The 21,423-nt window shown below is 69.9% G+C and carries 22 protein-coding genes; 3 read left to right on the top strand and 19 right to left on the bottom strand.

Going from position 1 to position 21,423, the window contains the following annotated elements; genetic code table 11:
* Window positions 1–141 precede the first annotated feature (141 nt).
* Window positions 142–834, bottom strand: coding sequence for a TerB family tellurite resistance protein (locus OG729_RS26605; RefSeq protein ID WP_405808349.1), 693 nt, complete (start codon window positions 832–834; stop codon window positions 142–144).
* Window positions 835–1,031: 197 nt separating this feature from the next.
* Window positions 1,032–2,792, bottom strand: coding sequence for a 2-isopropylmalate synthase (leuA, locus tag OG729_RS26600; RefSeq protein ID WP_405808348.1), 1,761 nt, complete (start codon window positions 2,790–2,792; stop codon window positions 1,032–1,034).
* A 296-nt stretch (window positions 2,793–3,088) separates the two neighbouring features.
* Between leuA and OG729_RS26595 the strand changes: the two genes are divergently transcribed.
* A complete protein-coding gene (locus OG729_RS26595; protein ID WP_405808347.1) occupies window positions 3,089–4,156 on the top strand; it encodes a M4 family metallopeptidase in 1,068 nt (355 codons plus the stop codon).
* A 25-nt stretch (window positions 4,157–4,181) separates the two neighbouring features.
* On the top strand, window positions 4,182–4,448 hold the full coding sequence (locus tag OG729_RS26590) for a protealysin inhibitor emfourin (protein WP_405808346.1): 267 nt from the start codon (window positions 4,182–4,184) through the stop codon (window positions 4,446–4,448).
* Here OG729_RS26590 and OG729_RS26585 read toward each other — a convergent pair.
* The 8 genes from OG729_RS26585 to OG729_RS26550 all read right to left on the bottom strand — a co-directional run bounded on the left by OG729_RS26585 (window position 4,432) and on the right by OG729_RS26550 (window position 11,274).
* Window positions 4,432–5,064 (bottom strand): TetR/AcrR family transcriptional regulator, encoded by a 633-nt coding sequence (locus OG729_RS26585; protein ID WP_405808345.1) that lies wholly within the window; start codon window positions 5,062–5,064, stop codon window positions 4,432–4,434. The genes OG729_RS26590 and OG729_RS26585 overlap by 17 nt on opposite strands.
* A 118-nt stretch (window positions 5,065–5,182) precedes the next feature.
* The gene (gene era, locus OG729_RS26580) at window positions 5,183–6,133 is read right to left on the bottom strand and encodes a GTPase Era (RefSeq protein ID WP_360879936.1); all 951 of its coding nucleotides are present in this window, start codon (window positions 6,131–6,133) and stop codon (window positions 5,183–5,185) included.
* Between the two features lie 11 nt (window positions 6,134–6,144).
* Window positions 6,145–7,092: a WxL protein peptidoglycan domain-containing protein gene (locus tag OG729_RS26575; protein WP_360879933.1), complete on the bottom strand. Its 948-nt coding sequence runs from the start codon at window positions 7,090–7,092 to the stop codon at window positions 6,145–6,147.
* Window positions 7,093–7,159: 67 nt separating this feature from the next.
* Window positions 7,160–8,515, bottom strand: a complete 1,356-nt coding sequence (locus OG729_RS26570) for a beta-xylosidase (RefSeq protein WP_405808344.1) — start codon at window positions 8,513–8,515, stop codon at window positions 7,160–7,162.
* Between the two features lie 235 nt (window positions 8,516–8,750).
* Window positions 8,751–9,155 (bottom strand): hypothetical protein, encoded by a 405-nt coding sequence (locus tag OG729_RS26565; protein WP_405808343.1) that lies wholly within the window; start codon window positions 9,153–9,155, stop codon window positions 8,751–8,753.
* Window positions 9,155–9,508, bottom strand: a complete 354-nt coding sequence (locus OG729_RS26560) for a cytidine deaminase (protein WP_405808342.1) — start codon at window positions 9,506–9,508, stop codon at window positions 9,155–9,157. Before OG729_RS26560 ends, OG729_RS26565 begins: the two co-directional genes overlap by 1 nt.
* Before the next feature lie 75 nt (window positions 9,509–9,583).
* Window positions 9,584–10,321 (bottom strand): hypothetical protein, encoded by a 738-nt coding sequence (locus tag OG729_RS26555; RefSeq protein ID WP_405808341.1) that lies wholly within the window; start codon window positions 10,319–10,321, stop codon window positions 9,584–9,586.
* 92 nt (window positions 10,322–10,413) lie between these two features.
* Window positions 10,414–11,274: a helix-turn-helix transcriptional regulator gene (locus tag OG729_RS26550; RefSeq protein WP_360880026.1), complete on the bottom strand. Its 861-nt coding sequence runs from the start codon at window positions 11,272–11,274 to the stop codon at window positions 10,414–10,416.
* 117 nt (window positions 11,275–11,391) lie between these two features.
* On the opposite strand from OG729_RS26550, the gene OG729_RS26545 reads away from it, so the two are divergent.
* Window positions 11,392–12,792 (top strand): MFS transporter, encoded by a 1,401-nt coding sequence (locus tag OG729_RS26545; RefSeq protein WP_360879918.1) that lies wholly within the window; start codon window positions 11,392–11,394, stop codon window positions 12,790–12,792.
* 237 nt (window positions 12,793–13,029) lie between these two features.
* Here the strand turns inward: OG729_RS26545 and OG729_RS26540 are convergent, their stop codons facing one another.
* The 9 genes from OG729_RS26540 to OG729_RS26500 form a co-directional block, all read right to left on the bottom strand.
* Window positions 13,030–13,383 (bottom strand): MmcQ/YjbR family DNA-binding protein, encoded by a 354-nt coding sequence (locus tag OG729_RS26540; RefSeq protein WP_360879915.1) that lies wholly within the window; start codon window positions 13,381–13,383, stop codon window positions 13,030–13,032.
* Window positions 13,380–14,672 carry a hemolysin family protein gene (locus OG729_RS26535; protein ID WP_405808340.1) on the bottom strand — a complete coding sequence of 431 codons (1,293 nt, stop codon included), beginning with the start codon at window positions 14,670–14,672 and terminating at the stop codon, window positions 13,380–13,382. Before OG729_RS26535 ends, OG729_RS26540 begins: the two co-directional genes overlap by 4 nt.
* Window positions 14,669–15,166 carry an rRNA maturation RNase YbeY gene (ybeY, locus tag OG729_RS26530; protein WP_405808339.1) on the bottom strand — a complete coding sequence of 166 codons (498 nt, stop codon included), beginning with the start codon at window positions 15,164–15,166 and terminating at the stop codon, window positions 14,669–14,671. Before ybeY ends, OG729_RS26535 begins: the two co-directional genes overlap by 4 nt.
* A gap of 12 nt (window positions 15,167–15,178) precedes the next feature.
* Window positions 15,179–16,195 (bottom strand): PhoH family protein, encoded by a 1,017-nt coding sequence (locus OG729_RS26525; RefSeq protein ID WP_405808338.1) that lies wholly within the window; start codon window positions 16,193–16,195, stop codon window positions 15,179–15,181.
* Between the two features lie 140 nt (window positions 16,196–16,335).
* Window positions 16,336–17,445: a PfkB family carbohydrate kinase gene (locus OG729_RS26520; protein ID WP_360879903.1), complete on the bottom strand. Its 1,110-nt coding sequence runs from the start codon at window positions 17,443–17,445 to the stop codon at window positions 16,336–16,338.
* 101 nt (window positions 17,446–17,546) lie between these two features.
* A complete protein-coding gene (locus tag OG729_RS26515) occupies window positions 17,547–18,851 on the bottom strand; it encodes a glucarate dehydratase family protein (RefSeq protein WP_405808337.1) in 1,305 nt (434 codons plus the stop codon).
* 218 nt (window positions 18,852–19,069) lie between these two features.
* Window positions 19,070–20,077 carry an adenosine deaminase gene (locus OG729_RS26510; protein ID WP_405811295.1) on the bottom strand — a complete coding sequence of 336 codons (1,008 nt, stop codon included), beginning with the start codon at window positions 20,075–20,077 and terminating at the stop codon, window positions 19,070–19,072.
* Window positions 20,078–20,088: 11 nt separating this feature from the next.
* A complete protein-coding gene (locus tag OG729_RS26505) occupies window positions 20,089–21,024 on the bottom strand; it encodes a ribonuclease Z (protein WP_405808336.1) in 936 nt (311 codons plus the stop codon).
* Window positions 21,025–21,040: 16 nt separating this feature from the next.
* Window positions 21,041–21,400, bottom strand: coding sequence for a histidine triad nucleotide-binding protein (locus OG729_RS26500; RefSeq protein WP_405808335.1), 360 nt, complete (start codon window positions 21,398–21,400; stop codon window positions 21,041–21,043).
* Window positions 21,401–21,423: the final 23 nt, after the last annotated feature.

Here is a 21,423-nt window from a genome sequence, read left to right as displayed (position 1 = left end):
ACCAGACTCCCGTCGGGGAGCGCTCAATACCTCGCGCGCACGGGCGAGATGAGGCTTACTGCGTGGGGTGGCCCCGGGCGCGCATTACTCCCCAGGGAGTACGCCGCGTACAGGAGCTGCGTACGCGGGTCGAGCGCGCCACTAGAACGGCGTGCGGGCCGTGGCCAGCAGCCGCGCCGTGTCGTCCGCGCCGAGCTGCAGCGCCGTACCGACCGTGGTCAGCACGTCACGCTCCGCCGGGCTGTACGGACCGTCCGCGAGCGCGATCCGCGCGCCCTGCAGCAGGATCGACTCGCGGCCCGCGGGGGCCAGATGCGGCGCGAGCGGCTCCAGCGCCTCGTGCAGCTCGATGGCGAGCGCCGCGCCATAGGGCCCGGTGTCGGCGACGAAGCGGCCGGTGTCCGCCGCGAGCGCCTCGATCAGACCGGTGAGCTGGTCCTCGGTGCAGTCGTCGAGACCGGCCGCGCGGACTGTGGCGACGGCGGTGTCGCGGACCGGGCGGGAGGAGGTGCCACCGGAGGCGAGGACGGCAAGGGCGACCGTGTGGACGGCGTCACGGAGCATCGCGGAGAAGCGAGCGGTGGTGGGGTGGTCGAGGGCGTCGGTGCCGAAGTGGCCGCGGCAGGCGGCGCATTCGATGACCGGGCCCGCCGCGCCGCGCGGCAGCACGGGCAGGCCGAAAAAAGTGAAGCGGCGTCTGCCGGTGCGGCGGCGGTAGTTGCGGTCGCCTCCGCAGCCGGGGCAGAAGAATTCGCCGTCGCCGACCGTGTTCCAGGAGGTATGAACGCCGCAGACCAGCATTTTTCGGCCGAACGGTCCCCGGTCTGGCTGCACGTCGCACCTCCGTAACGCTCCGGCAACATTGCCGCGTTGACGTGATGTTAGCCACAGCGACGATGTGGCGTCAGCACCCCGGAAGCAGGACGCCAGGACATGGCCGATTCCTCGCCCTGACATGGGTCGCCGGACGGGCTTGTTTTCAAGCCCGTCCGGCGACGGAGAACCAAGATCCGGGGCGGAGCCCCGCCCTCCTAGCGCGCGGCCCTGTTCACCGCGGAGACAACCGCCTTCAGCGACGCCCGGGTCGTGTTGGCGTCGATGCCGATGCCCCACAGCACCTTGCCGTCGATCGCACACTCGATGTACGACGCGGCCTGCGCGGACGCGCCCTCGCTCATCGTGTGCTCCTGGTAGTCCAGCAGCCGCGCGTCCACGCCCACCGCGTTCAGCGCCTCGAAGAAGGCGGAGATCGGGCCGTTGCCGGTACCGGTCAGCACGGTCTCGGCGCCGTCCACGACCGCCTCGACGTTCAGCGTGTCGGTGCCGTCCTTGTCGGTGGTGGTCTGGCCGGAACGCAGCTGGATACGGCCCCACGGATTGTCCGGGTTGGGCAGGTACTCGTCCTGGAATACCGACCAGATCGCCTTTGGCGTGACCTCGCCGCCCTCGGAGTCCGTCTTCGCCTGGATGATCTTCGAGAACTCGATCTGCATCCGGCGCGGCAGATCCAGCTTGTGGTCGTTCTTCAGGACGTACGCGATACCGCCCTTGCCGGACTGCGAGTTGACCCGGATGACCGCCTCGTAGGAACGGCCGACGTCCTTGGGGTCGATCGGCAGATACGGCACGGCCCACTCGATCTCGTCCACCGTCTTGCCCTGGGCGGCCGCGTCGGCCTCCATGGCGTCGAAGCCCTTCTTGATGGCGTCCTGGTGGGAACCGGAGAAGGCGGTGTAGACCAGATCGCCCGCATACGGGTGGCGCGGGTGGATCTCCATCTGGTTGCAGTACTCGCTCGTACGACGGATCTCGTCGATCTGCGAGAAGTCGATCTGCGGGTCTACGCCCTGCGAGAACAGGTTCATGCCCAGCGTCACCAGGTCGACATTGCCGGTGCGCTCGCCCTGCCCGAACAGACAGCCCTCGATCCGGTCCGCGCCGGCCATGATCGCCAGCTCGGCGGCGGCGACGGCGGTGCCGCGGTCGTTGTGCGGGTGCACCGACAGGCATACGTGCTTGCGGCGCGTCAGGTTCCGCGACATCCACTCGAAGCGGTCGGCATGCGTGGACGGCGTCGAACGCTCCACCGTGGCAGGCAGGTTGAGGATGATCTCGCGGCCGGCCTCGGGCTGCCAGACGTCACAGACGGCCTCGCAGACCTCCAGCGCGAAGTCCAGCTCGGTGTCGGTGAAGATCTCCGGGCTGTACTGGTAGCCGAAGGTCGTCTCGGGACCCAGGATCTTCTCCGCGTACTCCATCACCAGCCGCGTGCCGTCCACGGCGATCTGCTTGATGTCGCCCTTCGAGCCGCGGAAGACGACCCGGCGGAAGGTGGGTGCCGTGGCGTTGTACAGGTGCACGGTCGCACGGTGGGCGCCGACGACGGACTCGACGGTGCGCTCGATCAGATCCTCGCGCGCCTGGGTCAGGACGGAGATCGTCACGTCCTCGGGGATCGCACCCTCTTCGATGATGGACCGTACGAAGTTGAAGTCGGTCTCGCCGGAGGAGGGGAAACCGACCTCGATCTCCTTGTAGCCCATGCGCACCAGCAGGTCGAACATCTCGCGCTTGCGGGCGGGCGACATCGGGTCGATCAGGGCCTGGTTGCCGTCGCGCAGATCGGTCGACAGCCAGCGCGGCGCCTTGGTGATCCGGTTGTCCGGCCAGGTGCGGTCGGGGATGTCCACGGCCTCGTACGTGCCGTACTTGTGGATCGGCATCCCGGACGGCTTCTGGGCGTGGGTCGCGTTGGTGACGGGCGTGGGGCGACCGACAGAGTTGTCAGACATTGCGTAGGGCTCCTCGGGGTCCATCAAGTAGGACGGCCGACTGAGTCGAAGCAGCACCAGATCCCGCGGGGAGGGGGTCGGCCTACGACTACAGGCCCTCGCCGCGGCAGCTAAGAAGAAGCAGCCCGAAACGCATGATGCTGAGAAGCGTAACCGAGTGGCGCGGGGACGGCGGTCCCGTATCAGTATGCGGGACACCATTTCGGTTACGCCCAAACAGTGGTGCATCACTCCATTTCACTAATCATGGTGGCAACTAGTGACAGCGCCGTGACCCAGTGCCACAGTCCCGTTGCATGGACGCCAACGCCCGCCGGGCAAACCCGGTCTTCTGCACCATCGTGCCGCCCCATGTCCTCGACAAACTGGCCCGCGCCGAGGACCCCGCGATCGCCGAGTCGGCGGCCCGCACCCTCGAACACGACGCCCTCCAGCGCACCCGCCGCCGGATCACCACGGTCCGCGGCCTGGCTCCGAGCGTGAGCGCCATCGTCTCGGACCGGCCGAACCGCACGATCTACGACGCCGGGCACCACGAGACCGTACCGGGCAGGAAGGTGCACTCCGAGAACGACCAGCCCGCCACGGACGCCACGGTCAACCGCGCGCACGCGGGCCTCGGCGCGACCTTCGACCTGTATCTGAAGGTGTACGGACGCCACTCGATCGACGACCTCGGCCTGCCGCTGAACGCGACCGTCCACTACGGCGAGAAGTACGACAACGCCTTCTGGGACGGGCATCGGATGGTCTTCGGCGACGGGGACAACGACCTGTTCCTGGACTTCACGCTGCCCGTGGACGTGATCGGGCACGAGCTCACCCACGGGGTCACGCAGTACACGGCGAACCTGGAGTACTTCAGCCAGTCCGGCGCGCTGAACGAGTCCATGTCGGACGTCTTCGGCTCGCTGATCAAGCAGTACGCGCTGGGCCAGAGCGCCGACGAGGCGGACTGGCTGATCGGCGCGGGCCTGCTCGGGCCGAATGTCACCGGTGTCGCCCTGCGCTCGATGAAGGAGCCGGGCACGGCGTTCGACGACGATGTACTCGGCAAGGACCCGCAGCCCGCGACGATGGAGGACTACGTCAAAACCGGTCGCGACAACGGCGGCGTCCACATCAACTCGGGCATTCCGAACCATGCCTTCTACCTGGCCGCCACCGCGCTGGGCGGCAATGCGTGGGAGCGGGCGGGCCAGATCTGGTACGACGTACTGACGGGCGGTGAGCTGACGACGACCGCACAGTTCTCGGACTTCGCCGCCCTCACGGTGGCCGCGGCCCGCGCGCGCTACGGCGAGGGCCAGGAGCAGGAGGCTCTGCTGAAGGCGTGGTCCCAGGTCGGGGTAGCTAGCAGCTGAGCCGTTCTCGTACTAGACAGAACCCATGCGTATCCAGGTAAGGCGCACGGGCGGATTCGCCGGCATCGAGCGGGTCGCCGAGGTGGACATCGCCGGACGGACAGACGCGGGCGAGTGGCATGCCCTGGCCGAGCGGGCGGTGGCCGACGGCCGGGGCACGCCGCCAGTGGGGGTGCCGGACGGGTTCAGCTACCAGATCAGGGTCGACGGGCGGACGGTGTACTGCGCCGATCCCCGGCTGTCCGAGGCCCAGCGGCAGCTGATCTCGCTCGTCCTCAAGGAAGGTTCCTGAGGGAGTCGGGAAGGGAGGCGGTCGCCGCTTCGACAGCGTCCCCCTGGCCGATCGCGAAGTCCCGGACGAGTGCCGACAGGGTCTCGTCCGGGGTGCGCGGACCGGTGAAGTAGCCCGCCCGCTCCAGCTGGGCGAGACCGTGCATCTGACACCAGAGCTGCCAGGCCCGCAGTGACGCGTCACCGTCCCGGAAGCGGCCCGCTTCGGTGCAGCGGTGGATCACACCGAAGGGGACACGGAGCATGCCGGTGCCCATCTCCCGGTCGTCGTCGGTGAGTTCGAAGCCGGCCAGCTGGGACCCGCCGAACATGACGGCGTAGACGTCCGGCTCGGCACGGGCGAACTCCTGGTAGACGCGGCAGATGGCGTACAGGTCGGCGACCGGGTCGTCGGTGGGCCGTACGACGTCGGTGCGCGCCTCGAAGCGCTCGAAGCCTTCGCGCATCACCTCGCGGACGAGCGCCGGCATGGAGCCGAAGTGGGTGTAGACCGCCATGGTCGAGGCACCGACGGCCTTGACCAGACGGCGGGCGCTGAGGGCAGCGGGGCCTTCGTCGGCGAGGACGCGGGCGGCCTCGTCGAGGAGTCGGCGGCGTACGGGTTCCGGGGTTGACACAAGCAGCAGCGTAACGGCGTTATGCGAAGGAATACGGGGGACCATGCTGCTGCCAAGGGGGCGATGGCAGCGGCCCGGATCGCCGGGCCCGGTGTGATCCGAAGGACACCGCTGGGGGTCAGAAGCCCAGTTTGCGCAGCTGCTTCGGGTCCCGCTGCCAGTCCTTCGCGACCTTCACATGGAGGTCCAGGAAGACCGGCGTACCCAGCAGCGCCTCGATGTGTTTGCGGGACTTCACGCCGACCTCCTTCAGGCGCTTGCCCTTCGGGCCGATGATGATGCCCTTCTGGCTGGGGCGCTCGATGTAGACGTTCGCGTGGATGTCCAGCAGCGGCTTGTCCGCCGGGCGGTCCTCGCGCGGCAGCATCTCCTCCACCACCACCGCGATCGAGTGCGGCAGCTCGTCCCGTACGCCTTCCAGCGCGGCCTCGCGGATCAGCTCCGCGACCATGACCTGCTCGGGCTCGTCCGTGAGGTCGCCCTCCGGGTAGAGCGTGGGGCCCTGGGGCAGCAGCGGGATCAGCAGGTCGGCCACCAGCTCGACCTGCTTGTTGCCGACCGCCGAGACCGGGACGATCTCCGCCCACTCCATGCCCAGCTCCTGGCCCAGCCGGTCGATCGCGATCAGCTGCTCGGCCAGCGTCTTGGAGTCGACCAGGTCGGTCTTGGTGACGATCGCGACCTTCGGGGTCTTCTTGATCCCCGCGAGCTCCTTGGCGATGAAGCGGTCACCGGGGCCTAGCTTCTCGTTCGCCGGCAGGCAGAAGCCGATCACGTCGACCTCGGCCCAGGTGGTGCGCACGACATCGTTCAGCCGCTCGCCGAGCAGCGTGCGCGGCTTGTGCAGTCCTGGGGTGTCGACCAGGATCAGCTGCGCGTCCGGGCGGTGCACGATGCCCCGCACGGTGTGCCGGGTCGTCTGCGGCCGGCTGGAGGTGATCGCCACCTTCTGGCCGACCAGAGCGTTCGTGAGGGTGGACTTGCCCGCGTTGGGGCGGCCGACGAAGCAGGCGAAGCCGGCCCGGTGGGGGGCTTCGGAAGACTGGGTACGAGCGCTCATGGCGCCCATTCTCCCTGATGTCAGACGCCCTCGTTGACGCGCGCCCGCCCGCGCCGCACCCGGGCCCACACCCCGGCACCCGTCGCGGCCGCCGCCAGCAGCAGCGCGACCAGCCACGGCAGTGCGAAGAAAGAGACTCCCGCCGACTCGTGCACGTCCCGCGCGGTGGCGGTTAGCTGCACTTCGCCCCATTCGAGCTGGGGCGCGCCCGACCAGCGTTCAGTGAGACGGATCCTTTGGCGCGGCAGCAGTTCGGAGGGAACCTTCGTCAGCTCGCGGCTCAGCAGATCGCGTCCGAACAGGCCCTCGGCCTTGAGAGCGACCTTGGGGTTGAGGGTCACATTGCCGCGGTTGTAGAGCGTGTACGAGATCAGCGCGCTGCTCTCGCCCAGGCCGGGCACCAGGGGCTGCTCATGGGTGAGTTCGACGTTCTCGACGGAGAGCGCGGGCACGGTGGGTCCGCCCACTCGCAGATAGATGCGTGCGCCGACGGCCTGCTGGATGCCGACGGCGACCGAGCCGGTCGCTGCGCCGATGCGCTCGTCGAGGGCGACCAGGGCGCCGGGGTGGTCGCCGGGCTCGGCTCCCTCGGGGACGGTGAGGGTGTACGGGACGGTGACCGAGCCGTTCGCCGGGACGGTGACGCGGTCGCGGTCCGGTTTGGCCCACGCGCCCACCCCGCGCTGTTTCTCCTTCAGCGTGCGTACGGCGAAGCCGCCGTCCCGCGCGGTGTTGTACGCATCGGCTGCGTACAGCCGGAAGGTCAGCGGGGCCGCGGTCTTGTTGCTGACCGTCACCCGGTCGGTGAGGGTGGTGCCGGGGTCGGCGGAGAGATAGAAGTACGGCCGCCGGCCCAGCTCGGAAGCGGCGGGGTAGACGGACCAGTTGCCGTTGTCGGCGGCGTGCGCGGCCGGGGCGGCGCACAACACCGCGATGAGACCGAGCAGGATCACGTACAGCTTGCGCATGGTGCACACCCCCAGGGACGAAGCGGGCCGACCGGGTGCGCGCCCGGCCCGCCGTTCTTGTTGTGTGTCAGGTGAGCGTGAGGGTCAGCACGCCGGAGTACGCGCCGGGGGCGGTGTACGCCGGGACGTTCAGTGTGACCTTCGCGTTCAGGGTGAACTCACCTCCGGTGAGTGCCCCGTTGGGGGTGGAGGCCAGGGTCGCACCGGCCGTGCCGACGGATCCCGCCGAGCCGGCGACGCAGGTGCTCGGACTGCCCTGCTTGGTGGTGCAGGCCGGCGTCCAGCCGAGCTTGCCGGCGTCGATCTTCCCGCCGGGGCCCGTGAAGTCGGTGACCTTGCCGGTCAGGGACCAGCCCGCGGGGCCGCCGCGGAAGTCCTTGACCGTCACCGTCTTCAGATCGCCGGTGGATGCCCCGCCCGTGCCGAAGTCGACCGCCGAGAGATCGACGGTGTCCCCGGTCTGGGACATGGACAACGTTCCTGCCGCGACGGAGGAGTTGAGCTTCTGACTGTTGGCGGGCAGCGGGGTGTCGTCGATGACGGTGTACGCCGCCGGACCCGCGCCCTTGTCCGGGGACCAGGCAGCGCCTTCGTACGCGACGATGCCGGTGGTCGCCTTCTCGTTGACCTGCAGACCGGCCGTGAAGCCGCCCGCGGCGTCGGCCTTGACGGTCGTCCTGTCGGCGGTCTCGGCCGCTCCGGCCCGTCCGACGACCGTGACGTCGGCGAGCGGAGTGAACTTGGCGCCGATGACGGTGACCTGGTCGCCGGGCTTGCCGGAGGCCGTGGCCAGCTGGATGGAGCGCTCATTGGCCCCTGGCTGGTCCGTCGCGATGACCGTCTCGGAGACGGGCGCGGGCGGATTGATCACCGTACAAGGGGTGTCCAGCTCCATGATGTAGCTGGTGTGGATGTTGTAGTCGCCGGGCGAAAGCGTGATCGAGCCGGGCGCGGTGACCGTGAAGGTGCCGGTCATCGAGAACGACGGGAACGCGCCCTTGCCGGGGACCGGAGGGTTCTTCTTGGGTCCGGTGACCGTGACGCTGCCGGGCTGGGCACCGCCGAGGGTGACCTTGCCGCTGGGCGTCATGATGTCGGCCGGGAGTGCGATGTCGACGGGGTTGCTGGCGGCGGGCTTGGTGACGGTGTAGGTGACCGTGACGGTGTCGCCGACCTTGGGTGCGGCCTTGTCGACGGTGATCTGGGCGGTCGTGGTGCCGTCGATGGGCGGGATGCCTGCGATGGGCGGCGGTACGCAGTGGGTCGCGAAGTCCACCGGCGCCGAGGCGATGGCGAGTGCGTGCGCGGGCCCGGCGAGCGCTGCCGTGCCGGCGACTAGAGCGACCGCCCCCAGCGCGGCGGTCCAGCGCCGCCTTCGGCCGGCGGATCTTCGAGGTGTGGATCTTTGGGTGGCTGTAGCCATGATTGCCCCCTTCTGAGGAATGCCGGGGGCCATTGACGTGTGATGGCCGAAAGAAGTCAATGGAATCGAAATGCACCGTCTGATGGCCCATCAGATACTGTCAAGATCCGCGTTGTCGCAGGCCGGAAGGGGAATCGGCGCCACCGGATTGGTGACGCCGATTCCTGTCACAGTGGTGCTGTCATGAGGCGCTACCGCGCAGGGGCCGCCAGGAGGGGCGGACCGGGCCGTGGCCTCAGACGCCCGCGGGGGTCCGGCGCCCCCGGAACCGGTCCGCGAGGAGCGCCGCCGCGGCGGCCACGTACAGCGTGCCGAGCACACCGACCGCAAGATCGAGCCAATCGGCGCCCCGGCCGAGCGCCAGGGCCCGTACCGCGGCCCCGCCGGTCCACAGACCGACCACCGCCGACAGCACGCTCGCGACCACCTGAGCGGTCCGCGCCGCGCGCTCGCGCCCATGGACCGTCAGCAGCTCGCCCACGGCGAAGCCTGTGACCGCGAAGGGCCAGACATCGAGGGCGTCCACCCCGCCCGTGATGGCACCCTCGACGACGTTGCCGACCCCGGCGATGCCGGAGCCCGCCAGCGCGACCCGGGCGAACAGCCGCCGGCGCCGCGCTCCCGTCGAGGCGAAGAGCATCAGCCCGCCGCCACCGAGGCCTTGAGCTCCCCGTCGGGCCCGGCGAGCAGCACCGGGGTCGCGGGCCCGCCAAGGTCGCGTACGGCCGCGCGGTCCGCGTCGGAGGCGGCTTCGGCCTCGGAGACGAGGGCCGCGGCCTCCAGGGACTTCGCGCCGCTGGCGACGGCCATGGCGACGGCGGTCTGCAGGGCACTGAGCTTGAGCGAGTCGAGTTCCACGGTCCCGGCGACGTAGGTACGTCCGGTCTCGTCCCGTACGGCGGCACCCTCGGGCACACCGTTGCGGGCCCGGGCGCTGCGCGCCAGCGTGATGATCTTGCGGTCCTCGGGGCCGAGGTCGGTGCTCTGCGTCATGGCTCGAGCATAGATCGAGGGCTCGGACGGGAACGGCGAGGGCCCCGGCTCCGGACCCTCGCCGTACGGCCGAGGTCAGCCCTGCGCCGCCTTGGTGAACTTGTCGCCCGCCAGCTTGGCAAGTGCGTCGAAGTCCTTGTGGCCCGAGGCGTTGGCCGGAATGTGGGCGAGCCGGGTCACGCCGGTGCCCTGGCGGGCCACCAGCAGGTTCATCTCGATCTTGAAGCCGGCCATCTCCGGGAACGCCATCTTGAACCGGAAGGCAAGAGCCTCCTCGCCGGCCTGCGGCGCCGTGAGCTTCTCGAGCTTGACGTCGGCCTTCATTCCCTCCATCTCGAAGGAGAAGCCGGTGCAGGCGCCGAGGGCGGTGGAGATCGGCTTGACGTAGTCGGCGGCGCCGGTGCCCGAGAAAGTGAAGACCTGCTGGGCGAGCGAGCTGTCGCCCCCGCCGCGCTCGAACTCCATGTCCCCGCCGATCGTCGCCCCGGCGATCTTGTCCGCCAGGACCCCGGCGATCGGCTGACACTCGGGCTTGTCGGCCTTCGGGTCGTCCTTCGAGGGCTCGGCCTTGCTGGCCTTCCAGCCGGACGGCAGGTCCTTGGCCTCAAGGGTCGCGGCCTTCATCTGCGCGGCGGTCAGCGGCGTGACGGCCGGCGCCTGCGACGTGGTCGGCTCCGGCTTGCCCGCTTCCGTCTTGCCCGCTTCCGTCTTGGCGGGCTTCTTGTCGTCGGAGGATCCCTCGCAGGCCACCGCGGTGAGGCAGAGGGCGGACACGGTGAGGGCGGCGGTCAAACCGCGCATACGGATACGCATCAGATTTTTTCTCCCCTGAATCGATGGATTCGCGTGGGGAGCTGCGGTTCCCCCCTCCCCGGTGACGGGCAGAGAATACACATACGGCCAGGTCAGCCCGCCACGGGATACATGGAGCCGCGGCGCCCCTCCGGGCTCGCCAGCCACTGAAGCTTCCGCGCCGTGTCCGCCTCGGGCAGCGCCGTATGCATCACGATCGCGAGGTCGGGGCGGGCCGGGACCCGCAATTGGGTCGATTCCACGAAGAGCGCGCCGACCAGCGGGTGCTCGATCTCTTTGCGGACCTGGCCGCCGGGGGCGATGTCGCGCCGCTCCCACAGCCCGGTGAACTCGTCACTGACCGCCTTCGCCTCCTCGACCACCGCCTGGAAGCCCTCGTCGTCCGGGCACTCCGAGCAGGCGGCGCGGAACTGCGCGACGACATACGGCGCGTTCTGCTCCCAACTCGTCGCCCGCGCACGGTAGATGGGGTCGGTGAAGAAGGCGATCAGACAGTTCTGGACGAGGCCGGGGCGCATACCGAGGATCATCCCGGCCGCGTCGTTGTACATGATCGTGTTCCAGTACCGGTCCATGATGTGCGCGGGGTACGGCATCCAGGCGTCGATCAGCCTGCGCAGCCCGGCGCACATGTCGGCGTCGCCCGGATCGACCTCGGGCGCCGGCGGGTTGAGCCCGGCCAGTACATAGAGATGGCGGCGCTCGGTGCTGCTCAGCCGCAGCACACGGCCCACCGAGTCGAGGACCTGCGGCGAGACGGTGATGTCCCGCCCCTGCTCGAGCCACTGGTACCAGGAGACGCCGACACCGGCGAGGACGGCGACCTCCTCCCGGCGCAGTCCGGGCGTACGACGGCGGGCCCCGCCGTCCGGCAGGCCCGCCTCGGCCGGGCTGATCCGGGCGCGCCTGCTCATCAGGAACTCGCGCAGCTCACCGAGGCGGTGAGCCTTCATCACATCGTGCTCGGCCGACGCGGCCACGTACTCCCCCTGTCCGTCTGCCTGGTGGTCCGACCAACAGGATAAGTTCCCGCTCCCCACGGCTATTCCTGGAGACCGAAGGTGTTGACCATGGCAATCGACACCTCTGTCCCCACTCCCTCAACGACGGCTCCGCCGAAGCTCGCCGGCCGCGCACGGCTGATCCTCTTCGTGCTGTGCGCCGCGCAGTTCATGGTCGCCCTCGACTTCTCCGTACTGAATGTGGCGCTGCCCGATCTCGGCAGGGACCTGGGGCTCAGTCAGTCCGCCCTGCAGTGGGCGGTCACTGCCTTCGCGCTGCCCTCCGGCGGCTTTCTGCTGCTGTTCGGCCGGATCGCCGATCTGTACGGGCGGCGCAGACTCTTCCTGACCGGGCTCGCTCTCTTCGGCGCCGCGTCGGTGCTGGCGGCACTCGCCTGGAACCCGGCGGCGTTCCTGGCCGGGCGGGCGTTGCAGGGCCTCGGCGCGGCGGTCATCGTGCCGACCGGCATGGCCCTGCTGACCACCACCTTCCCCGAAGGCCCGCAGCGGGACCGGGCGTTGGGCATCAGCGGCACACTGCTGTCGCTCGGCTTCACCGTCGGCATGGTGCTGGGCGGCGTGATGACCGACCTGCTGGGCTGGCGCTCCACGATGGGTCTGCTGGCCCTGTTCACCGTCATCGTCCTGCCGCTGGCGCCGGGGCTGCTGCCCGAGTCGCGTACGCCGGACCGGCCTCGGCTCGACGTGCCCGGCGCGATCACCGTCACCGGCGGTCTGCTCGCGGTGATCTACGCCCTGTCCACGGCGGCCCAGCGCGGCTTCGGCGGCGCGGACGTCGTGGTCACGCTGGTCGCGGGCGTCGCGCTGCTGATCGCCTTCGGGGTGGTCGAATCCCGGTCGGCCGCGCCGCTGGTCTCACTGCCGATGCTGCGGCGGCGGACGGTGGCCTGGGGGAATCTGGGGGGCCTGGTCACCTTCTCGATGATGAGCACGGTCGTCTTCGTCCTCACCCTGTATCTCCAGGAGACCCTGCAGCTCTCGGCGTTCCGGACGGGTCTCGTCTTCGGCGTCCAGGGAGTCCTCTCGGCAGTCGCCGGTACCTATGCCCCGAAGGTCATCGGCCGCCTCGGCGCCCGGCGCACCCTGGTCTACTCCCTGCTCGGCCAGGGCGTGTTCGTGGCGGCACTGCTGGGCCTCGGCACGGAGTCGGGCGCGCTGCTCGCGACGGCTGCGGTGTCGCTGGCGAGCATGTGCCATCTGGGCGCGATCATCTCGTACGGGCTGACGGTGACGTCGGGCGTCCCGGACGAGGAACAGGGCCTGGCAACGGGTCTGGTCACGACGACGCAGCAGGTGGGGATCACGATCGGCATCCCGCTGCTGGGGGTGCTGGCGACGACGCAGGGGGCGCTGTTCGACGGTGTGCGCGTGGTGCTGGGGGTGGACGCGGCGATTGTGGTGGGGGCGGCGGTGCTGGTGGGGGTAGGCCTGCGGAGGGGCCGGGCGTAACGCCTGCGGCGGGGCTTTTCCCCACCCCGCCCCTTCCCGAACCGGGGGCTCCGCCCCCGGACCCCCGCTCCTCAATCGCCGGAGGGGCTGGAAAATCCAGCCCGTCCGGCGATTGAGGACACGCGCGAAGCGCGTACCGGGGTCTGGGGCGGAGCCCCAGTTACGCGATGGGGGTACCTCCCACGGCCGCCAGGCCGTAGGGGGAGGGCGGGGTAGGGGAAAGCCCCGCCGCAGGCGTCAGGGCCGGTCCAGGCGGAGCCGGTCCGCCCTCGGGAGGCCCGCCACCACCAAGTCGTAGGAGTCCTCGATCAGCTCGCGGACCATCCGGTCCGGCAGCTCCCCCACCGTCACCGTGTTCCAGTGCCGCTTGTTCATGTGCCAGCCCGGCACAATCGCCGCGTACTCCCCCCGCAGCCGCACCGCAATCTCCGGCTCACACTTCAGGTTCACCTTCAGCGGCTCCGCATCCAGCGCGCCGAGCGCAAAAAGCTTTCCGTGGACCTTGAACACCGACGTCTCGGGCCCGAACGGAAACTCCTCCACCGCCGCGTTGAATTCGAGGCAGAACGCCCTCAGTTCCTGTGCCTTCATGCCGCCGCATCCCCCTTCCGCCGCACCGGCTCCGCCAGCACCGTGACGATCTTGTTCCGGCGGCCGGCCGGGGACTCCGCGGTCAGGCGAAGCGCGCGCCCATCGGGCAGGTCCACCACCGCGGATGCGCCCGCGATCGGGACGCGGCCGAGTGCCTTCGCCAGCAGGCCGCCGACCGTCTCCACGTCCTCGTCGTCCAGTTCGTCGATGCCGTAGAGCTCGCCGAGGTCCCCGATGTCGAGCCGGGCGGTGACCCGGAAGCGCCCGTTGCCGAGCTCCTCGACCGGCGGCAGTTCACGGTCGTACTCGTCCGTGATCTCGCCGACGATCTCCTCCAGGATGTCCTCGATCGTGACGATGCCCGCCGTCCCGCCGTACTCGTCGATGACGACCGCGACATGGTTGCGCTTCTGCTGCATCTCGCGCAGCAGGTCTCCGGCGTTCTTGGTGTCCGGCACGAACACCGCCGGCCGCATCGCCGTCGACACCAGGTCCGACTCCGACTCGCGGTTGATGTGCGTCTTGCGCACCAGGTCCTTGAGGTAGACCACACCCACGATGTCGTCCTCGTTCTCCCCGGTGACGGGGATCCGCGAGAAGCCCGAGCGCAGCGCGAGCGTCAGCGCCTGCCGGATGGTCTTGTAGCGCTCGATGCAGACCAGATCGGTCCGCGGCACCATCACTTCGCGTACGAGCGTGTCGCCGAGCTCGAAGACGGAGTGCACCATCCGCCGTTCGTCGTCCTCGATCAGGGACTCCTGCTCGGCCAGGTCCACCATCGCCCGCAGCTCCGCCTCGCTGGCGAACGGGCCCTTGCGGAAGCCCTTTCCGGGGGTGAACGCGTTGCCCAGCAGGATCAGCAGCTGCGGAATCGGGCCCATGATCCTGGCGAGCGGCAGCAGGACGTACGCCGCGGCCGTCGCCGTGTTCAGCGGATGCTGGCGGCCGATCGTGCGTGGTGAGACGCCGACCGCGACATAGGAGACGAGCACCATCACGCCGATCGCGACGAGCAGCGCCTGCCAGGTCTCGGTGAACTCCTCCAGGCAGGCATAGGTGACCAGCACCCCCGCCGCCATCTCGCAGGACACCCGCACCAGCAGGGCGACATTGAGGTAGCGGGTCGGGTCGGCGGCGACCTGCGCCAGCTTCGCGGAGCCGCGCCGCCCGTTGCGTATGGCCTCGGCGGCGCGAAAGCTCGAGACGCGGGCGAGGCCCGCCTCCGCGCACGCCGCCAGCCAGGCGACGACGACCAGCAGAATCGCGCCGAAGATCAGTTGACCGGTCATGAGACGGTCGGCGCCGGGGAGGGACCGGTCAGGCCCTTCTCCGCCCGCCAGCCGTCCACGATCGCCGCCTGCAGACCGAACATCTCGGCCTTCTCGTCCGGCTCCTCGTGGTCGTAGCCGAGAAGATGCAGCACTCCATGGACCGTCAGGAGCTGGAGCTCCTCGTCCATGGAGTGCTGCGTCGGCGCCTCTTCGCCCTGCTTCTTGGCGACTTCGGGGCAGAGCACGATGTCACCGAGGAGCCCCTGCGGGGGCTCCTCGTCGTCCTTGACCGGCGGCCGCAGCTCATCCATCGGGAAGGACATGACATCCGTCGGACCGGGAAGGTCCATCCACTGGATGTGAAGCTGCTCCATGGCCTCGGCGTCCACGACGATCACCGAGAGCTCGGAGAGCGGGTGGATACGCATCCGCGCGAGCGCGTAGCGGGCGACATCGAGGATCGCCTGCTCGTCGACCTCGGTTCCGGACTCGTTGTTGACGTCGATCGACATGGTGCGCTGTGACTACTTCCCGTTTTGGCTGTCGTACTTCTCGTACGCGTCGACGATACGGCCGACGAGCTTGTGCCGTACGACATCCTGCGAGGTGAGCAACGAGAAGTGCACGTCCTGCACGCCGTCCAGGATGTCCCGGACCTGGCGCAGACCGCTCTTGGTGCCATTGGGCAGGTCGACCTGGGTGACGTCACCCGTGATGACGATCTTCGAGTCGAAGCCGAGCCTCGTCAGGAACATCTTCATCTGTTCGGGATTCGTGTTCTGCGCCTCGTCGAGGATGATGAACGCGTCGTTCAGCGTCCGTCCTCGCATGTACGCCAGCGGCGCGACCTCGATCGTGCCCGCCGCCATCAGCCGCGGGATCGAGTCGGGGTCGAGCATGTCGTGCAGCGCGTCATAGAGCGGCCGCAGATACGGGTCGATCTTCTCGTAGAGCGTGCCGGGCAGGAAGCCGAGCCGCTCGCCCGCCTCTACGGCGGGCCTGGTCAGGATGATCCGGGTGACCTGCTTGGACTGCAGGGCCTGGACCGCCTTGGCCATGGCGAGATACGTCTTGCCGGTACCGGCGGGGCCGATGCCGAACACGACCGTGTGCTTGTCGATCGCGTCGACATACCGCTTCTGGTTGAGGGTCTTGGGGCGGATGGTGCGGCCGCGGCTGGAGAGGATGTTCTGGGTGAGCACCTCGGCCGGCGTCTCGTCCGATCCGTTGCCGTTCTCGCTCGCCTTGAGCATGGCGATCGAGCGTTCCACTGCGTCCTCCGTCATCGGCTGACCGGTGCGGAGCACCAGCATCATCTCGTCGAACAGGCGCTGGATCAGTGCGACTTCCGCCGCGTCGCCGACCGCGCTCACCTGATTGCCCCGGACATGGATGTCGGCCGCCGGGAAGGCCTTTTCGATCACGCGCAGCAGGGCGTCACCCGAACCCAGGACAGTCACCATCGGATGCTTGGCGGGGACGGTGAACTGGGCTCGTGCCTGCCCCGGCGCTGGGGTCTGGGCTGTGGGTGTCTGAGTCATGGGCCGGCTCTGTGGCCTGCACATACCTCCCGTTGCAGGGTTCTCGCTGCTCGACAACCTCTGGAACACCAGCGTACGACTTGACACTGACAAGGCCGAGGGCTTTTCCGGCGGGGCTCCGCGGGTCGGTCCCCGCGGAACTATGCGGAGCGGCCGAAGCCGATGGTCGGGACGGCTCTGCGCAGGGGCCAGGGCCGGGCCTGCGCGGGCAGCAGGGCCTCGAGGAAGGCGTACCGGCGCAAGGCCGCCGGGTCCTGGTCGGCGAAGCCCTGGACCTGCTGCCACCATGCTCCGACCTCGGACCAGCCGGGGGCGGAGAGCGATCCGCCGAATTCCTGCACCGACAGGGCCGCGGTCAGCCCGGCGAAGGCGAGGCGGTCGGCGAGCGGCCAGCGGGCGAGGGTGCCGGTGACGAACCCGGCCACGAAGACATCGCCGGCGCCCGTCGGGTCGAGCGCCTCCACCTCGATGGCCGGGACCTGTGCACTCTCGCCGGTGGCGCCGTCCACGGCGTACGCGCCCTCCGCACCGAGGGTGACGACGGCGAGCGGTACGCGGTCGGTGAGGGCGTGGGCGGCGGCGCGCGGGCAGTCCGTGCGGGTGTAGCGCATCGCCTCCTCGGCGTTGGGCAGGAAGGCCTCGCAGTGCTCCAGATCGGCGAGGTCGGCCGGGTCCCAGCGGCCGGTGTCGTCCCAGCCGACGTCCGCGAAGATGCGGGTGCCCTTGCGCGCGGCCTGGGCGATCCACTCGGCGCGGCCGGGGGTGAGGGAGGCGACGGCGGCCCTGGCGGGCGGCGGGCAGTCGGGGGCGGGCTCGGGCGGCGGCGCCTCGTGGCCGTGGGAGACCATGGTGCGCTCGCCCTCGTACGCCATGGAGACGGTGACGGGCGAGTGCCAGCCGGGCACGGTGCGGGAGAGGGTGAGGTCGATGCCCTCGCCCTGTTCCAGGGCGTCCCAGCAGTACTCTCCGTAGTGGTCGTCCCCGAACGCGGCGGCGAGCGAGGTCCGCAGCCCCAGCCGGGCGAGCGCGGTGGCCATATTGGCGACGCCGCCGGGGCTGGAGCCCATGCCCCGGGCCCAGGACTCGGTGCCGCGGACGGGGGCGGTGTCGAGACCGGTGAAGATGATGTCGAGGAAGACGTTGCCGGTGAGGTAGACGTCGCAGGCCGGGTCGGCGGGGGTGCGCACGGCGGCCAGGGGGTCCAGGCCGGCGGCCGTGTGGTCCCGTTGCTCTCCGTGTCGAGTGGTCACCGTGCCCGCCGCTCCTGGTACGTGGTGCAGATCAGGCCAGTGTGCCTGACAGGGCCCTGCCCCCGCCCCTCCTCGCAGCCGGAGCTGTCCCTGGCGGGTCGCTACCAGCGGGGTACGGGCGGCGCCGCCCAGCCCGGCTCGGCGACCCGCATCGCCGCCGCGTCGTCCCGGTCCCGCAGGGTGCCGTCGTCGTCGAGCCAGCGCCGGTGCAGGCGGGCCAGCTTGCTGCGGTCGAGTTCGACGCCGAGTCCCGGCAGATCACTCACGGCCAGGCGGCCTTCCTTGAATTCGGGGCGCTCGGTGATCACGTCCTCGGTCTGCCACGGGTAGTGGCTGTCGCAGGCGTAGTCCAGATTGGGTACGACGGAGGCGACATGGGTCATGGCGGCGAGGCTGATGCCCAGATGGGTGTTGGAGTGCATGGACAGGCCGACCCCGAACGTCCGGCAGATCGCGGCCAGTTCACGGGTGTTGCGCAGCCCGCCCCAGTAGTGGTGGTCGCTGAGGACGACCTGCACGGCCCCGCGGGCGAAGGCCTGCGGGATCTCGGCGAAGGTCGTCACACACATGTTGGTGGCCAGCGGTACGTCGGTGCCGGCCGCGACCGCGGCCATCCGGTCCGTGGTGCTCGCCGGGTCCTCCAGGTATTCGAGGACGTCGCTCAGTTCCTCGGCGACCTTCAGCGAGGTCTCGACCGACCAGGCGCCGTTGGGGTCGAGCCGCAGCGGCTGACCGGGGAATGCCGCCGCCAGTGCGCGGACCGCCGCGATCTCCTGGTCCGGCTCGAAGACGCCGCCCTTCAGCTTGAAGGAGGTGAAGCCGTAGTCGCGGGCGAAGCGACGGGCCTGCGCGACGACCCCCGCCGGGTCGAGCGCCGCGCCCCAGTCGTCGGACTCGCCCGCCCCGGCGGGGTGTTCGGCCCAGCGGTAGAAGAGGTACGCGCTGTACTCGACGGCGTCCCGCACCTTGCCGCCGAGCAGCGCGTGCACGGGCAGTCCGAGGGCCTTGCCGAGCGCGTCGAGGCAGGCGACCTCGAAGCCGGAGACGACCGAGAGCCGCAGCTTGTCGGCGGTCTGCACGCCGCGCAGACCGCCGGCGTCGACGGCGTCCGCACCGGTGGCCGCGACGGAGTCGCCGCACACCAGGTCCGCGAGCCGATGCAGCCCGTTCACATCACTGACCGGGCAGCCGGTCAGCACATCTGCCAACGGGGCCGCCAGATCGAGGTACTTGGCGTCGCCGTAGGTCTCACCGACACCGGTGACGCCGCCCGCCGTGACCACTTCGACGATGAGCCTGGGGGTGTACGGCTGGTGCACGCCCTGCGTGTTGAGCAGCGGGGGGTCGGCGACGAGGATCGGGGTGAGCCGCACCTCGGCGATGGTGAGGTCGTTGCCGGTGCTCATGCCGTCTCCCCATATGGATGATGTACACGTATGAGAATCGAGATTAGATAGGCGACCAGTGAGCGTCAATGGCAGTCGCCGGGTTCGTGGTGAGCGTGGGCCAGGGGGCGTTGGTGGTTGCTTGAGGACACGCCCAAAGGGCGTACAGGGTCCGGGGCCGAGCCCCGGCTGAGGGAACGGGCGGGGCGGGGGAAGGCCCGCCGCAGGCGACTCGCGGCCTACTCCGCGCCCGCCGCCTCGAACTCGTACGCCTCCACCTCCGCCAGCAACCGCCCCCTCCGCTCCTCGTCGTCCTCCAGGAACGACGCCACGAACGAATTCCGGGCCAGCTCCCGCAGCTGCTCCTCGCCAAGCCCCAGCGCTTCGTGCACCGCACGGAAGTTGTCCCCGACATAGCCGCCGAAGTACGCCGGATCGTCGGAGTTCACCGTGCACAGCAGGCCCTCGGCCATCATCCGCGGCAGCGGGTGTTCCTCCAGCACGTCCACGGCCCGCAGGCGCACGTTCGACAGGGGGCAGAGCGTCAGCGGAATCCGTTCCCTGGCCAGGCGTGCCACCAGGTCCGGGTCCTCCACACAGCGCAGGCCGTGGTCGATGCGTTCGACGCCGAGGATGTCCAGGGCCTCCCGGATGTACGCCGGCGGGCCCTCCTCGCCCGCGTGGGCGACCTTGCGCAGGCCGAGCTCGGCCGCTGCCTCGTACACCTCCCTGAACTTCGACGGCGGATGACCCGCCTCCGCCGAGTCCAGGCCCACCCCCGTGATCCGGTGCAGATACGGCTTCGCGGCCTGAAGCGTCTGAATCGCCGACTCGGCGGACTCGTCCCGCAGGAAGCACATGATCAGCCGGGTGGAGACGCCGTACCGCTCCTCGCCGCGGTCCAGCGCGCGGGCCAGCCCCTCCACCACCGTGCCGAGCGGGACGCCCCGCGACGTGTGGGCCTGCGGGTCGAAGAAGATCTCCGCGTGCCGCACGCCCTGCTCGGCCGCGCGCGCCAGATACGCGTCGGCGAGATCGGCGAAGTCGTCCTCGGTGTGCAGCACGGCCATCAGGCCGTAGTACAGGTCCAGGAACGACTGCAGATCCTGGAAGAGATACGCGCGGCGGAGCTCCTCGGTGTCCTTGTACGGCAGCGTCACGCCATTGCGCGCGGCGAGCGCGAACGCGAGCTCCGGCTCAAGGGTGCCTTCGATGTGGAGGTGCAGTTCGGCCTTGGGGAGTGGCACGGCTTTCTCGCTCACTGGTGACGTTTGGGGAAGGGGACGCGCAGCAGATCCTGGGCGACGGTCAGATCACCGTCGAAGCCCGCCGCCCGCGCCTGCCGCTCGAACTCTCCCCCAGACTCCGTCCGGGAGGTGCCCCCACCATCGTTGTACCGCTGCGAGAAGTGCGTCAGCACCAGATGCCGCACACCGGCCTCGCGGGCTACCGCGGCCGCCTGGCCCGCGGTCAGGTGGCCATGGTCGGCGGCAAGTTGATGATCCCCGTCGAGGAACGTGGACTCGATGACGAGCATGTCGCAGCCCTCCGCCAGCGCGTGCACGCCGTCGCAGAGCCGGGTGTCCATCACGAACGCGAAGCGCTGGCCCCTGCGGACCTCGCTGACCTGATCCAGCGTGACACCGTTCACGTGGCCCTCGCGCTGGAGCCGGCCCACGTCCGGGCCCTTGATGCCGTGCTCGGTGAGCTTCTCCGGCAGCATCCGGCGGCCGTCCGGCTCGATGAGGCGGTAGCCGTACGACTCGACCGGGTGCGACAGCTTGCGCGCCTCGAGGGTGTACGAACCGGTCGCGGCCAGCAGCCCGTCCGCGGCGACCGGGGCGGGTGCGAGCTCGGCCGTCTCGCGGTACGCCGTCGCGTACCGCAGCCGGTCGAAGAAGCGCTGCCCGCTCGCCGGATAGTGCACGGACACCTCGTGCGGCACCCGGTCGAGGTTGATCCGCTGGATCACTCCGGCGAGTCCCAGGGAGTGATCGCCGTGGAAGTGCGTCACGCAGATCCGGTTGATGTCGTGCGCGGCGACGCCGGCCCGCAGCATCTGGCGCTGCGTGCCCTCGCCCGGGTCGAAGAGGATGCCCTCGCCGTCCCAGCGCAGCAGATAGCCGTTGTGGTTGCGGTGCCGGGTGGGGACCTGGCTGGCCGTGCCGAGCACGACCAATTCACGTACGGACAAGGTGAGCCGGCTTTCGTTATCCCGGGGGCCACTCGAGGCCGCGGCCGCCCAGCAGATGCGCGTGGGCGTGGAAGACGGTCTGGCCCGCGCCGGCGCCGGTGTTGAAGACGATCCGGTATCCGGTGCCGTCGATCTTCTCCTCGGCGGCGACCTCGCCGGCCTCCCGCAGCACATCGGCGGCGAGCTGCGGCTGGGCCGCGGCGAGGGTCCCGGCGTCGCGGTAGTGCGCCCTGGGGATGACCAGGACGTGCGTCGGGGCCTGCGGGTTGATGTCGCGGAAGGCGACGATCTGCTCGGTCTCGCGTACGACGGTGGCCGGCACCTCCCCCGCCGCGATCTTGCAGAACAGGCAGTCAGCCTGCGGTTCTCCCGCCATGCCGGGCTCCTCCTCGCGTGAGT

Origin of the sequence: Streptomyces sp. NBC_00210 (assembly GCF_045160975.1) — a bacterium.
In the GTDB taxonomy this organism is placed as follows: Bacteria; Actinomycetota; Actinomycetes; order Streptomycetales; family Streptomycetaceae; genus Streptomyces.
This window is presented reverse-complemented; position numbering and strand designations above follow the sequence as displayed.